This window comes from Pandoraea sp. E26, from assembly GCF_000681415.1.
GTDB classification, from domain to species: domain Bacteria; phylum Pseudomonadota; class Gammaproteobacteria; order Burkholderiales; family Burkholderiaceae; genus Pandoraea; species Pandoraea pnomenusa.
In genome coordinates this window covers 164,951-180,011 of record NZ_AYXJ01000029.1, presented here as the reverse complement: position 1 = coordinate 180,011, position 15,061 = coordinate 164,951, and the positions used below count along the sequence as shown (strand labels likewise).

Here is a 15,061-nt window from a genome sequence, read left to right as displayed (position 1 = left end):
ACACGGAATTTCTGACACCCTCGGCGGTTCAGAATCGGCTACTGCATTGTTTGTGGAAACTACCGCTCTGCCAGCTCCAAATCGCTTCCGGCGATAACCACCAGCGCTCGCGTTGTCCCATCAGGGTCCGAAAACTCTACCTCGTAATTACCGTCGCTATAGTCTTCAATGATATATCCAACGTCGCCCGGATTAATCTGCTCGATGACGTTGACCAGACCAACATAGCGAACTCGGCTGTAGATCGAAAGGCTCATGGACGGCTCCTTGTAAAGCCCGAGAACGGTGTATTCAGCTTCAGGGAACCATCTGGTTGGACCATCCACCCCGACTGCAAGTAACTAGTCTGCCCGCTAGCCGTACCTTTGCCCGGCAACGCAATTTCAATGTTGACTCGTTGCCCATATTGGTCGGCCTTACCCAGTGTGAAGTCGCCACTCGCATACTTTTTCGCAGCTTGTGTTTCCCAAATCCGGGATAGCTGTGCGGAATCATCAGCAGTGTAGCCCAACGACTCGAATACAACGTTCTTCCCATGATCTGCGCCGGGCTTGAAGATGTAGTCGGAAAACTTCCGCGTATCAACGACGGCATTCACACCTTGAGCCGCCGTGTTTGTGGCAGATACCTGCACCCGATTGCTGTAGACGTTGGGCAAATCAACGTCACCGCCCGTCGGAACTCTGCCTGAGGCCGAACCACGGCCCGCCGGTTCGGACGCCGCCCCCTGTGCCGCGCCGTTGGTGCCGCGCGCCAGAGCGGCCATCAGCACTGCCATCCCCGCCGACGCCCAATATTCTGCGTCTGCCGCAGCACTCGAATCAAGTGTCAAATATGGCCAGCGCTTGTCTGCTAGCGCAATGTACCCAGGGTCTCCAGGGGTCGCAAATGGTCCTCCATTGGGGAGGTTGATTATCGTCTCGGTCGCCCCCAACGCTGTGTTGCGCGTCAACGCTATGCTGTCGTATATCGACTTCACAGCCAGCCCGAGTAAGCCTCCCTTTTTGGCCGTATCCGCAACATGTTTGTCAGCTGGTTTAACGGGACTTTGCTAGAAGCCATTGGCCCAATTGAAGGGCGCGGGTCAACGGGGTTCGGAGATATGTATAAGCCGATGAGTCTAACCTAGTCACGTAAATTTAATACCCAACTCTTCCAGAGAAAATATTCGACCATCTGAAACTGCTAGCGAACCATCAATGAATCGAGCAAGCAGCAGTCCAAATCTAGCCGCTCCGATTTCAATATCCCGCCTCCAACCTTCCACGTCCCCGTGATATCCGATCGCGTGAAACACCTGACCATCAGGTAGCGAAATCGAACACCCCCTTTCATTAACCCCACCAAATTTAGCGTTTGGTGGGTTAACAAGATTCACTAACCTCCGGAATTGTGATTTGAAATTTCCTACACCGTTATCGGAAAAATATACAACCTCTACGCCCTTTACCTCAACGACTCCAGGAATAGTCCGCTCATCCCTCGACTCCAGACGTCCGCCTAACGCTTTTTCCAGATCACTAATTTTTTTCACGCAGCCCTCCCATATCACTTAGTAATTATAAATTTAAAGTTACCCATGAATCGCCCCGGCTTTGTAGGAGGCCGTTTGGTTTAAGTTATCGCGGGCGCTTCAGCAGTATTTCTGAGTTGCCTGTAATAGTTTGCCTCAGCCTCGGCTGGCGGGATATAGCCCAGCGGTTCCATCAGCCGATGATGGTTGTACCAGGCGACCCATTCCAGGGTGGCGAGCTCGACGGATTCCCTTGTTTTCCAAGGCGCTCGCCGGTGAATCAGTTCCGTTTTGTATAGACCGTTGATCGTTTCCGCCAGGGCGTTGTCATAGCTGTCGCCGCGGCTGCCGACCGATGGCTCAATGCCCGCTTCGGCAAGTCGCTCGGTGTACCGAATGGAAACATATTGCGATCCCCTGTCGGAGTGATGGATCAGCGTCCCGTCGCCGCCCGGTTGGCGGGCATACAGCGCCTGTTCAAGCGCATCGAGTACGAAGTCGGTGCGCATCGTCCGACTCACCCGCCAGCCAACGATGCGCCGCGCAAACACGTCGATGACGAACGCCACGTACAGCCAGCCCTGCCACGTCGAAACGTAGGTGAAATCGCAAACCCAAAGCTGATTCGGCCGGTCGGCCGTAAATTGGCGATTGACCCGGTCCAGCGCGCGAGGTGCCGAGACATCTGGAATCGTCGTGCGAACCCGTTTGCCGCGAACCGCGCCTTGCAATCCCAGCCGCTGCATCAATCTCTCGACCGTGCAGCGGGCCACACGAATTTGCTCCCGGTTCATCTGCCTCCAGACCTTGTCTGCGCCGTAGACCCGCATGTTGGCGTGCCAGACACGCTGGATTTCCGGGCACAGCACGTCATCACGCTTGACTCGGGCGCAGCGCTTCGATGGATCGCGAAGCTGGGCAGCATGGCGCCAGTAACCCGACGGGGCAATCCGCAAGACCTTGCAGATCGACTCGACCCCGAAGGTGTCGCGATGCTGATCGATGAAGGCTTTCAGGACTTGATACGGCGGTCGAGTTCCGCCTGGGCGAAAAACGCGCTGGCCAGTTTGAGAATCTCGTTGGTCTTGCGCAATTCCTTGTTCTCGCGCTCCAGTGTTTTCAGGCGCTCGCGTTCGCTCGTGGTCAGGCCGGCACGTTCGCCGTTATCGATCTCGTCGCGCTTGACCCAATCGTTCAGTGTTTGCGGCGTGCAGCCGATCATCGGTGCAATCGACTCGACTGCCGCCCACAGCGAGGGATGCTCGCTACGCTGCTCGCGCACCAGGCGCACTGCGCGCTCCCGGACTTCCGGGGAAAACTTGCTCGATTTCTTGTTCATGGCTCCATTTTCTCAAGAGTTGGAGCCTCCTCCAAATCCGGGGCGATTCATACCCATCCGCTTGCCTGCTTCCACCAATGCCGTTGGGCGCGCCACTCCCTGCTTGCCGATTACGAACTCCAGCAGTTCATACGCGACCCCGTATTCGCCATGTTCGAGATACTCGTGGACGTCATTCCGATCTTGATCGGATATATCACTGACAACCATTGCAAGCGACTCCCGAAGTAGTCTCTCCAACTCGCAATAATGAGATGTATTCTTTTTCATTTCGGGTTCCTAGGAACATTCGTTGGAAACGCTGTCACGATACCTCCCCCCTTATTGGGCGGCTCGATCACCACTCGGATATTGACGCCATCGACCGTGCCAATTTTTACAATCCGGCCGTTCGCTTGAACCTTTTCAGGAATCGACGGATTGGTGGCGATATCGGACACTGCATTCATCACCTTGGGAGCTGACCAACTTTCAGGGAAGGCAGATTTGCCGGGAGCACCAGGCCAAAGATGTCCCCCGCCAGTGGCGTCGCCATTCAAAATATGATTGGTCCGGTCAGCCGAAGCCAAGTTTACGTCAGGGCCGGAACCGCTGTTGGTGGTCGGCCCTTGCCCAGTTGCACCGTCGCCATCATTCCCGCTGTTGCCGCTCGACAGAATTGCGTTGTCCGGCACGTTGTTCGGTGATCCAGGCGAAACCAGCGGCGGCGTTACCACGCATCCCGCGCCCGGGATACAAACCACCGTCGGCGGCATCACCGGAGCAGCACCGGTATTCGGCGGATTGCCATTGCTCCCACCCGATAGCTGATTGTTTGGGTCGGACGGCGGCGTCTGCCCGTTGTTAAACGTCATCAGCCCAAGGAACTGATTGCCCCAGCTCTTTATAGAGCCGACCGGATCACCGTAAGTGTCGTTCAACCACGTTGCTATGGCACCGCCTACCCCGCCTCGATCCACCGCATCAGCCGTGTGCTTATCACTGCCACTTTCATTATTCAGCGCTTGGTTCTGTGCCCAAAACGCCCCAGCGTTCGCATCCGCTCCAGCCGCGCCTGATAGCCCCGCCCCCATCAAGCCAGTTAGCATTGAGAGTGCAGCCAACTGCCCGTCGTTAAGCCGCGCACCGCTTGGATCGAGTCCTTTGATGAAGTCCGGCGCAAATGCCGCACTTGCTGCCGCACCGATTGCACCGCCTGCACATCCATTTCCGGACGCGGCACTTCCCGCGCACCCTAGTGCTGCATGTGCAGCAATGGAAAGAATGTCCTTGCTTAGACCATCACCAAACAGGCCACCGACTTTCGCTTCGCCAATCTGGAACGCCAACGCTGCGCCAAGGTTGCTAATACCGCTTGTCTGCAACGCCTCAAGGAAACTCCCACCCTGAATCGTTGATTGCACCCCAGCCTGAATCACCGATTGGCCGAGTATCGCCATGCCTTGCGTGAGCCACTGGCTTGCGGTCGTTGCACCGGCTTGACTTACTGCGCCGTCTACAAACGTCGGCTTCACGCCTGCGAGACTCGCCAGGCTATTCGGGGACGCCGTTGTCGAGAACCCCAAGCCATCGGCGCTCGAATACGTGATCCCGTTCAACAACCCCGCCGTAACCGCCGCAGACAACCCCGTCTTCAGCGCTGAGCCGAGATCGAACGTGCCGTTGAACATCACTTGCGTGAGGGTGGAGCTCGTCATGGCGGTGAGCGCTGCGCTCGCCATCACGTTGCCCAATCCACCCGTTACGAATGTCGCGGCCGTCGTGCCAAGTTGGGCCGCAACCATTCCCGAGAACAGCGGGCCAAGAGCTGCACCCGTCATGGCCGCCGCCATGATCATCCCAACCTGCTGAATCCCGAAGTCACCGCCCTGCTTCACGAAGTCCGTGTGCAGGTCGTCCTTCAGTGCCTGTTGCAGGAAGTTCGCGCCCAACTGTGCCGACACACCCGCAATGAATGCTTGCGTCGCGGCTTGGTCGACTTGGCCGTTCGGGGCCAAGAGTTGAAGTGCGCCGCCGATCTGGTTGAACTGGTCGACGTTCAGCGTCAGCCCACCCGCCGCTGCGCTCATGAAGCCGCCCGGCTGCACCATCGTGCCGGTCGTCTTCAGGTAACCCGCGTCCTTGATGTAGCTCCAGATTTCACCGACGTCCACCACGTTCGCGCGGTTCGTCAGCGTGCCCGTGTTCACCGTCAGCGTCCCGCCTGAGGTGATCGAGCCTGTGTTCAGGATGCTGCCACCCGTCGCCGTGCTGCCGAAGTTCAGCGACAGGTCGTTACTTGCCAGAATCTGCCCGCCCGCCGACAGCGCCGTGAAGTTCTCCGGCAAGTACACCTGCGGCATCAGCGCCGTCACCGTCGGGCACTTTGCGTTGCCCGTTGCAGCACATCCCGGCTCCGGTACCGTCTGCTCGACGTACCACAGCATCGGTTGCGACAACCCTGCGATCTGCTCAGGCGTCAGTGCCTGACCCAACTGGATGTTGTTCGCCTTCGCGTACTCGACCGCGTTGCCGTATAGCACCAGCTTCTGCTGGTCGTTGACGGTAAGTTGTGACGTGCTGTCCGTCGACAACCCATTGATAAAGCTCGCCTTGCCCGTTTGCATCAGGGCGGCTTGCTGGAGTTGAATCGCTTCTTGTTGCGGTGAGAAGTAGAACGTCGTCGTGCTCGGTTGCAGCGACGCGGGCAAGTTCGAGATCAGCACTTGCGGCGAAACCGGATCGAGCGTTGCGCCCAACCCGCCCACGACGTAGCTCGGGCCGTTCTGCTGGCCTGCAGCGCCTGTGAGGATCGACGACGCCGAACCACCAAGGCTCGCCGGAATCGTCAGATTCAGACCACCGTTCGCCGGCGCCAGGCTGATCACTTGCGGTGCGTTGCCGACTTGCGGCGTGTACGTGTTCGCTGTCGTGATGCCATTCACGAGACTCGTGCCCGTGAGCGACACCGACTGTCCCACCACGTTACCGACGTTGACGATCTGACCGCCCGACGTCACCGTCAGGTTCGGCGCTTGAATCGTCGCCGCGATGTTGCCTACCGGCGTCGGCGGGTTGATCACGCCGCCCACGCTCGTGTAGGCATCCCCATACAGCGACGTACATTCCGCAGCGCTGCCGCAGCTCCACACGTCGTGGCGCTTGTCCGACTCGAACATGCCCGTCTCTTGCACCCAGTGCGAGTGCCAGTAGGCATTGAGCGTCTGCGCGCTGTTGACCACCGGACCGCTGACGTTGATCGTCGCGTTAAGCCCCGCCGTGATCAGACTGCCGACGTTCGTCAGCGACCCGGCGTTGATCGTCAGATTGTTCCCCGCACCGATGATCGATGAATTGCCCGACTGCTGATCGACGTATGCCTCGCAGTAGCTTTCCTTGTAGCCGCCCGCCGTCATACAGCCCGAGTACTTTTCGAGCTTGCCGTAGTTCTCGTGCACCTGAACCGGCGGTGGCAGCGTGTTGGTGATGCCACCGGCGACGTTAAGCGTCAGGTTGTTGCCCGCGAGGATGTTGCCCGACGTATTGGTCAGCGAATCGGCCGCCGTCGTGCCCGTCGCGGACGAGCCAACCCCACCGATCACGAGATCGCGTCCTGCGATCAGATCGCCGTACTTATTGGTGATCGTGCCCGCGGCAATCGTAAGGTTGTTGCCTGCGATGATTGCGGCGTTGTTCTGCGCGTAGGTGAAGCTCGTGGTGTCGGGATTCTGCCCCCGGACATCGTTGCCTCGGTAGCAGGCAACGTTGCTCGTGCCCGGCGCACACCCCGCCTGAGACGTGAACTGCTGCGTATTGCCGCCCTGATTCGTAACGCTCGCAGCGAAGATATTGACGTTGTTCTGGGCATAGATCATGCCCTCGTTCACCAGATTTCCGCCGTAGAGGTTCAGCGTGTTCGCTGCGGTGATCAGCCCGAGCGACGTGGACCAGGAAATCGTCGACGTTGACGTCGGCGCGGCCGATCCCGTTGCAATGTTGAACGAAACCGTCCAGTGCGCGAGCTGTGCGTCAGACAAATTCTCGCCTTGATATGCAGGAACCTCGATGGTACCCAGCGATGCAAGCTGCGCGAGGAAGGCAGAGTACTGCCCTTGATCGACCGCGTTCACCACCGAACTGGTGGTCGTGGGCGACACCGCGCCGTTGGACAACGCGCCAACATTCAGCGTCAGGTTGCGTCCCGCCGCGATCTGACCGCCCTTGTTTGACAGATTCGCCGTTGTCAGCGAGATGTCGCCTCCGGCGATCATCACGCCTGACGCCCCCATCTGCATCACCGTCGAGGTCTGGCTGACCGTCGGCAACGCGATCGCGATCGATGCCTGCGCCCCGGATATCGGGGTGGCGCTCATCATCCAGTAGTCATAATCGACCGGATTGTCCCCAACCATCCGGCTGCCGCGAAGCTTGTTCATGTAGAACGTTCCCGATCCGGTCACCGGTGCGGCCGTTCCTGCATCACAACTCACGCCGAAGGCGCCGTCGCACCGATCTCCCGTCCACGGGTTGATCCCTTCCGTCTTGCCTTCCAGCGTGACGCCCGTCGGCGAGAGCAAGTCACCGAGCGTCGCCGTGGACGACACGGTCATCCATCGAGGGTTCATGTCGCCCTCGCCGCCGGTCGGTGCAGACCAATCGCGAATCGTCGTGCCCCGCGTGCCGATCACGGCGCTCCAGATCAGACCCGGATCGATGACGGTCGTCGTCGTGGTCACGGCACCAGCCCCGGCCGCCTGATCGTTTATCACGGCCCCGGCGTTCACCGTCAGGTTATTGCCGGCGATGATCGTGCCGCCAATATTGTTCAGTTGCCCCGGCAACGTGAACGTGACATTGCCGGCCGCCTGTGTCTTCGCGCCCACATTGGTGAAGTTGCCGCCCGTCGCCGACAGGTTCCGCTCCGCTTCCAGCAACCCGTTGTTGACGACATCGCCCGTCATCGACAGATCGCGCCCCGCGTGAACCGAAGCGCCCGCGCCATTGAGCAGCGCCGCGTTCACCGTCACGTCGCCGCCCCCGACCACGTTGCCGGTATTGGTGAACCAACCCTGGCTCGCCAGCGTCAGCGAAGCGTCGCTCTGCAACGTTCCGCTGTTGTTGAACGAATTCACGCCGGTGAGCACAGCATTGAGCGCGCCGATCTGCAACGTACCGGAATTGGTGATCACGTTCGCCGTGATCGACAGCGTGCTGCCCGCTTGCAAAGCCCCCCCGGTGGCATCGAATACCGCCGAGCGCATCAGTGCCGACAACTCGCGCGTGGCAGCAAGCTCTCCGCCCGCGTTCGTGACCGTACCGCCGCCCGTCACCGTCAGCGCGAGATCGGCGCTCGCCGGTGTCGCGCCCGTCACGTCGCCCGCGAGGATCATGCCGCCGTTGTTGTTCAACCCGCCGACGTTGAGCGTGACGCCGTTCGCGCCGAGCACCGTCCCGGTGTTAGTGAGCGCGCCGCCCGCCGTGACGGACGTCGTGCTGCCGTTCATCAACCCGTTATTGACGACGTTGCCGGTGGACGTCAGCGTCAGTGCCTTCGTCGACGCCAGTTGCCCGTTCGCCTCGTTGACGATGCCGCCCGCCGTCACCGACAACGGCCCGGCGCTCAGCACCGATGCCCCCGCCGAGTTGGTGAACGTGCCTGCGCCTGCATTGAAGGTCGTCGCGCCATTGACGAGCGCGAGGCCGTGCGTCCTGATCCACTGCGTCGCGGTCACATCCAGCGCGCCACCGATGATCATCGCGCCCGTGTCGATGCGTGCGCCGCTCAGCTTCGCGTCCTGAGTGACGAAGAGTTGCCCGCCGCTTGCATCGAGCGCACCGGTTGCCGTGACAGTGAAGGATTTGGATGCCGTCGTTGCACCATTGATGACGACGTTGCCGCCATCGAGCGCCATGTCGCCGACGACGGTGTTGGTACCGCCCAGCGTGAGCGTCTGTCCCGCACGCAGCGAAACCGTGTCGTTTCCAGAGACGTTCGCGACGTTGAGGTTGCCGTTCTGCGCGGTCAACGTCATCGCGCCCATGCTCGACAAGCCTTGCAGCGCCGTCAGGTTCGTCGCAGCGGTCATGTCGAGCGTGCCGCCGACGAGCACCTTGTCCACCGTCAGACTGCCCGACGTGCTGGTGAACGACGCCTTACCCATCGAGGTCAATGCGCCAAGCAACGCGTCGCCTGCCGACGTCACCTTCACATCGCCTGCCGTATCCACGCCGCCGAGCGCCAGCTTGCCGCCGGACGTGATCGCGACGTCCTTACCGAACGTCAGCGCACCGTTGCTTCCCGTGATGTCGCCGCCGGATTGCAGCGTCGCCGTGCCCTTGCCGATGAGATGACCGCCCAGTGCCATCGTGGTACCGGACGTCAGCAACGTGTCGCCGTTGACTTGCGCGGCGCCCATCGACAGCGCGCCGCCCGCCTTTGCCGTGAAGTTCTGGATCGCAGTAACGGGGCCGGTCAGCGTGACACTGCCTTGCGTCGCGGTCAGTGCGATGTCCTGATTCGCCGACAGCGCGCCGGTCACCGACAGGTCGCGTGCGGCCGTGACGCTCACGCCCTCACCCGCTGTCACTGCGCCGCCGAGGGTCACATCGCGTCCTGCATTGACGGTCAAGCTCGTACCCGTGCCGATGTCGCCCGCAACGCGAACGTCTCCCACACCGCCCGCCGTGAGCATGGCTGACTTGCCCGCCTGGATAGCGCCCGCGGTCAGGTCGCCCGTCGTCGTCATCGTCAGGGCATCGCCTGCGACGATGGCTCCCGTGACTTGCGTCGCACCTCCTGACAGCGTGGTCAGGCCACCATTGCCGAACGTGAGCGACGCAGCGCTGAGCTTGCCACCTGCCGTCAGCAACCCGGCAACAGCGTCTGCGACGACGCTGCGCACATTGCCCAGCGTCATATCGCCGCCTGACGTCAGACGCACCAGACCGTTGGCCGTCGTATCGCCTTGCATCGTCAGCGACTTGCCCGCGTTGACGGTGACGTCACCCTGCGCACCCGCATTACCCGTCGTGATCGCACCGTTCGCCGCCGTCAGCGTGAGATTGCGCTCGGAAGCCGTATCGCCGTGCAGACGAATGTCGCCCGTCGCGGCAGTCACCGTGACGTTGTCGCCACCGACCGTTTTGCCAGCCACGGCGACGTCGCGTGCGCCAGTCAGTATCACCGTGCCCAGTGCGACGGCGTCGCCGGTGATGGCCACATCGCCGCCGTCCGCCGTTACCGTCAGTGCATTGGTCGCCTGCACGTTATGCAGGCCCGCGTTGTTCGCGGCGTGGACGTCGACGTTCTGGCCGGATAATGCGCCCGTGAGCGCCGTGTTGCGTCCGGCATCTAGCGTGACGTCGCCGCCGAACAATGCTGTGCCGTCTCCGAGGACGTCGCGACCGGCGCGCAACGCACCGATGCCCTGCACGTTGCTTTGCCCGGTCAGCGTGAGATCGTTGGCAGCAGCAGCGCGCAAGTCGCCTTGCACGCTCAGCTTGCCGCCAAGCGTTGCGTTGCCCGCGCTCGTCGCCAGCAGCGCACCCGCTGTCGTCACCTCACCACTGATGGCGAGGTCGCCCATCCGCGTGATCAACGAGAGATCGCTCATCGTGAGCGCCGTACCCGTCATCGACAGATTGCGTTGTGCGGTCAGTTCGCACGCCGCACCGCACGCCAGGCTGCCTGCAAGGAGGATGTCGCGCGCAGCCGTCGCCGAGAACGCATTCGGCGACGACACCGCGCCGTTGAAGACGATGTCGCCCGGACCGCCCAGCGTACCCGCTGTGCCGGTCGTCGTGACCTTGATGCCGGTGGCCGAGTTGAGGACGCCGAAAGTCGCGTTGCCACCGGCCGTCGCGTCGATGGCATTCGCCTGCACACCGCCCGTGAGTCGCGTGTCGCCCGCCGACGCGAGCGTGGCGTTGCCCGTGAAGACAGCCGTGCTGCTGCCGTCACCGGTGTCGAGCAACGTACGGCCTGCCGTCAGGTTCGCGTTCACGCCGAGCAACACGGCACCGAGTTGCAGATCGCGTCCGGCGTTAATCGTGACGTCGCGCAATGCACTGGTCGACTGACCCAGCGTGACGTCTTGCGCTGCGTTGAACAAGAGATTCGCCCCGCCACTCACACCGCCGGTCGCGCGAATGCTGCCGCCGTGCGCCGTCAGGTTGGCGTCGCCTACCGACTGGATCGCGCCGCCCACGACGATGTCGCGTTGCGCGTCGAGCGTGGTGCCCGCGCCGCCGCCGAGCGTGCCTGCCACGTTGATGTCGCGCGCGGCCTGCAACGATACGGTGCCCGGTGCGCCGGATTCGCCATTGACGACGATGTCGCCGCCGCCTGCGAGGCCTTTGGCAGTCAGCGTCAATGCGCCGGTCGACTGTGCATTTTTGACGGTGACGCTGTTGCCCGCAACAACCGTCAGATCACCGCCCTGCAACAAGCCGCTCTGGTCGACGTCGCGCGCGGCGCTCACGTCGAGCGCACCGGTGAACGATGCCGAACCCGCGCCGCTTACGTCGCGGCCTGCATCGATGCGTCCGGTGCCTTGACCGTTCAGCGCGCCCTGCACGAGCGTGTCGCGCCCCGACGTCAGCGTCGTGTTGCCCGCAACGGCCGTCTGCCCGCCCATGACGACATCCGTCCCCGCCGACGCGATCAGTTGTCCGCCCACGCCGAGCTTGCCCTGCGCGTCGACGTTGACGCTTCCTTGCGTCGCCGTCAGCGTCGCGTCCTTCGCCGAGCGGACCGTGCCCGTGATATTGACGTCGCGTGCGCCGGTGAGCGAGGCATCTGCGCCCGTTTGCAAGGTGCCTGCGACAGCGACGTCGCGCGCGCCCTTCAAATTAACAGCACCGACCACGCTCGACTCGCCGTTGACGACGACATCACCACCATCCGCATTGCCGTTGGCCGATACCGAGAACAGGCCATTGGACGTGACGCTGGAGACCGTCGCGCTGCTGCCCGCCGTCACGCTCACACCGTTACCCTGTAAAACGCCGGACAGGTTGACATTGCGGTTCGCGCCGAGCGTCGCGGTGTTGGTGAATGCCGACGCCCCTGCGCCGACGAGATCACGTCCGGCTTGCAAGGCACCGGCGAGGCCGACCAGCGCGCCGTTCAGCACGATGTCCTGTCCCGCGGTGACCGTGGCGTTGCCGATGGCGCTCGTCTGCGGTGCGCCGAGCGCCACGGATTGCCCGGCGGTCAATGCGAGCTGACTATTCGTGCTCAGATTCGCCGTCGTGTTCAGATTGCCCGACGTCGCGGTAATCGCCACGTCGCCGACTGCCGCCACGCTACCGTCGAGTTGCGCATCGCGTTGTGCCGTGATGACGAGCCTGTCGTTCGCTTCAATCTTGCCCGTGCTCGCAATGGCGACATCGCGTGCGGCATTCAACGTCGCCGCGCCGAAGGACGCCAACGGTCCGGCCACGCGGATGTCGCCGCTGCCGTCCAGACCGCGCGCCAGCACGTCGAGCGTGCCGCCGGTCTGGACATCGCCCAGCGTGACCGCGTTGCGGCTCGTGACGACGAGGTTCGCCGTCTGCAACTTGCCGCTCAGCGTGGCGTTCGCACCGGACGTCAGCCAGGTGTCGCCGAGGAAATGCGCGCCACCGCCGATGTCGAGATTGCCACCTGCGTCGAGCTTGCCGGTGAGTTGACCGGACACGTTGCCCGTCACGCGCATGTCACCGCCGGATTGCAGGGCGACGTCGCCCGCCGCGGTCGCGGCACCGGCTACGTCGAGCGTCGCACCGGCATTCGTTTTGAGGTCCGCGCTCGCCTGAATCGTGCCCGGGACGGTGACGGCATTGCCCGCAGCGATCGTCAGCGGATTCCCGGTGCCCGCCGTTTGAAGCGAGCCTGCGACGTTGACGTCGCGCGAAGCGTTCAGCGTCACAGCATCCGCACCCGCCGTGGTGCCGTTCACGAGAATGTCGCGCGCTGCCGTGAGCGCCGCCGCGCCGTAAAACGAGACCTTGCCTTGCAGGGCGATGTCGCCACCGCCTGCATTGCCCAACGCACGCAATGCGGCGACACCCGTGCTCTGCACATCGGCCAGCGACAGGCCGTTCGCGGCTTCGACGTCCAATCCACCTGCGAGCAACGCCCCGGTCAGCGAGATGTCGCGCCCGGCACGCAATGTGGCATCCATGCCGAAAGCGAGCTTGCCTTTGCCCGTGATGTCGCTGCCTGCGCGCAGCGTCGCGTCGGCTTGCCCGAGCAACGTGCCGTCGACGTTCAGCGTTTCGCCCGCGCTCAGGTGCGCGGTGCCGCTCGACGCCACATCGCCCTGTACGTCGAGACGGCGATTCGACGTCATGTCGAGTTGCGCGCCGGACGCCAGCGTCCCATCGATGCGCGTGTCACCACCCGATTGCGTCGATACCGCGCCATGGCCCGTCAGTTTTGCGGCCTGCGCGATCTGGAAATCGCCACCCGCAACGACGGACACGTTGCCGTTGGCCCCCGTGCTGTCCGACACGACGAGACTGCGCGCCGCGTTGGCGACGAGCGCGCCACCCACGGTCTCAGGGCCCGTCAGACGGATGTCGCCCTGCGCAGCGTCCTGCGTCGAGAGCGAAAGATCACCGCCGATTTGCGCCTCGTTCAGCGCAAGTCCCTTCGTTGCGGTCAGCGCGGTGTTACCGTTCGACTGAAGGTTGGCGAGCGTGAGATTGCGGCCCGCCTGCACGTCCATTGCCTTGCCCGATTGCAGCGAGCCGGACGACGTCACATCGCCGCTCGCCGTCAGCCGATAACCGTTCTCGCCGAGTCCCGTGCCGCTGAGCGCGACATTACCCGCACTCGTTATCTGCACCTGCTGCTGCGCCGCGTGGTTGGCGACGGTCAGATCGCCGCCCGACGAGAGCGTGAGGTCGCCGGTCGTCGACGCGAGATCGCCCGCCATGCGCACACCAAGGCCAGCCGTCGTGCCGATGACCTGAATCTGCCCGGCGGTCATCGCGCCGAAGCGCGTCGCGTCGATGGCGAACGCCTGCGCGTTGCCCGTAGCGCTCTGAATGGCTTGCGCCGTATTGGCCGTGCCGTTTGCCGACGTGATGTAGCGCGTACCCGTGCCGTCGACTGCCTCTGTCAGCACCTGCTGATTTCCGGTGATGACGTTAATGCGCGTGCCCGCATACAACGGCGCGTTGATGCCGACCGTCTGACCGATGAGATCGATAGCGCCGACGGTGCCTTCGATGCCGCTGCCGGGGCCGGTCATTCCCGCATTCCCTTCCAGCTGGATATGGCCGCCGGTGACGTTGTAGCCGAGCGCGTTGGCGTTAGCGAAATCGGTAGGCGTGCCGCCCGGCCCGGAGAGGAATTGCGGTGTCCCCGTCGTCAGTGTCACGCCGATGGTGTTGGTGAAGCCCGCGCCGCGCACGGAAATGCCGTTCGGGTTCGCAATGATCACCGTGGCGGGCGCGCCGAACACTTCGAGCGGGCCATTGAGCGCGGAGGCATAAGCGCCGCCCGACGACGTCACCTGGTTGACGATGGTGCTCGCGGTGCGGCCCGACAGATTCGGGTTCGCGGCCATCGTCCCGCCGTTGAGCGACGTGCCGTTGAGAAGGCTGTTGTTGAGAATCAGTCCGGCAGCATCGACGTTGAAGCTCTGGTACTGGTTGAGCGAGATGCCCGCCGCGTTGGGGGCCGTGATGTTGACGACGGGTACGCCGTTACCGCTCGTCGTGATCTTCGGTGCGAAGACGACCGGCGCCGTCGGATCCGTGATCGGCGCCGCCGACACCGTCTGCATGCCGACACGAAGACGCAACGACGCGAGCGAGCGCAGCACCGTCAGGGCGGTTTCGTCGAAGCCCGCTTTACCGGTCGCGTTGGCGGCCAATTCGCGAGCGGCTGACTGGCTCAGTTCGAACGTCACCGAGATCGGACTGATGAGCAGCGTCAGCGCAACGCACGCCGCAATGGCGCGCTGCCACACTCGAATCGCGGGCTTCTCCGGGAAGTGGGAATCCATAGCCTCGTCGTCGACATTGATCGACTGACGTGCGTTTTCCCCAACTTCGGTGATTCCTCGCGAAGATGCGTTCATGACGTGACCTGTTCGTTCTTTGGACGTGTGTAGCGCGAGACCGCCACGCAACATGCGGCGGCTCGATGACCTGCTCACTGCTAACCGCCGACGACTGCGTGCGGCAAACCGCGATTCGGCGAAACGCGACAAGGTCGAACGACGCCCGGCGGGGCG

At 62.8% G+C, this 15,061-nt stretch carries 6 protein-coding genes and 1 other annotated feature; all 6 genes read right to left on the bottom strand.

Annotated features, from left to right (window positions below; all coding sequences use genetic code 11):
- Nucleotides 1–59: 59 nt before the first annotated feature.
- The 6 genes from W930_RS28105 to W930_RS28095 all read right to left on the bottom strand — a co-directional run bounded on the left by W930_RS28105 (nt 60) and on the right by W930_RS28095 (nt 14,905).
- On the bottom strand, nt 60–257 hold the full coding sequence (locus tag W930_RS28105; protein ID WP_023873243.1) for a DUF4926 domain-containing protein: 198 nt from the start codon (nt 255–257) through the stop codon (nt 60–62).
- Entirely contained in the window at nt 254–778 is a 525-nt protein-coding gene (locus W930_RS30905) for a DUF6883 domain-containing protein (protein ID WP_023873242.1), read from the bottom strand. Before W930_RS30905 ends, W930_RS28105 begins: the two co-directional genes overlap by 4 nt.
- Before the next feature lie 351 nt (nt 779–1,129).
- The gene (locus W930_RS29785) at nt 1,130–1,534 is read right to left on the bottom strand and encodes a hypothetical protein (RefSeq protein WP_072619137.1); all 405 of its coding nucleotides are present in this window, start codon (nt 1,532–1,534) and stop codon (nt 1,130–1,132) included.
- A gap of 80 nt (nt 1,535–1,614) precedes the next feature.
- Nucleotides 1,615–2,852, bottom strand: a protein-coding gene (locus W930_RS0118600) for an IS3 family transposase (protein ID WP_145929426.1) whose coding sequence is annotated in 2 segments (ribosomal slippage) — nt 1,615–2,561 and nt 2,561–2,852 — 1,239 coding nt in all. Because the reading frame shifts where the segments join, the coding sequence is not laid out codon by codon here.
- Nucleotides 2,455–2,571, bottom strand: a sequence feature (AL1L pseudoknot). It overlaps the preceding gene by 117 nt.
- A 12-nt stretch (nt 2,853–2,864) precedes the next feature.
- A complete protein-coding gene (locus W930_RS0118590; RefSeq protein WP_141570902.1) occupies nt 2,865–3,122 on the bottom strand; it encodes a hypothetical protein in 258 nt (85 codons plus the stop codon).
- The gene (locus W930_RS28095; protein ID WP_023873238.1) at nt 3,119–14,905 is read right to left on the bottom strand and encodes a filamentous hemagglutinin N-terminal domain-containing protein; all 11,787 of its coding nucleotides are present in this window, start codon (nt 14,903–14,905) and stop codon (nt 3,119–3,121) included. Before W930_RS28095 ends, W930_RS0118590 begins: the two co-directional genes overlap by 4 nt.
- Nucleotides 14,906–15,061: the final 156 nt, after the last annotated feature.

Excerpts from the sequence above, each read along its gene's own strand:
- W930_RS28105 (WP_023873243.1), bottom strand. The coding sequence starts at position 257 with ATGAGCCTTTCGATCTACAGCCGAGTTCGCTATGTTGGTCTGGTCAAC.
- W930_RS30905 (WP_023873242.1), bottom strand. The coding sequence starts at position 778 with ATGGCAGTGCTGATGGCCGCTCTGGCGCGCGGCACCAACGGCGCGGCA.
- W930_RS0118590 (WP_141570902.1), bottom strand. The coding sequence starts at position 3,122 with ATGAAAAAGAATACATCTCATTATTGCGAGTTGGAGAGACTACTTCGG.
- W930_RS28095 (WP_023873238.1), bottom strand. The coding sequence starts at position 14,905 with ATGAACGCATCTTCGCGAGGAATCACCGAAGTTGGGGAAAACGCACGT.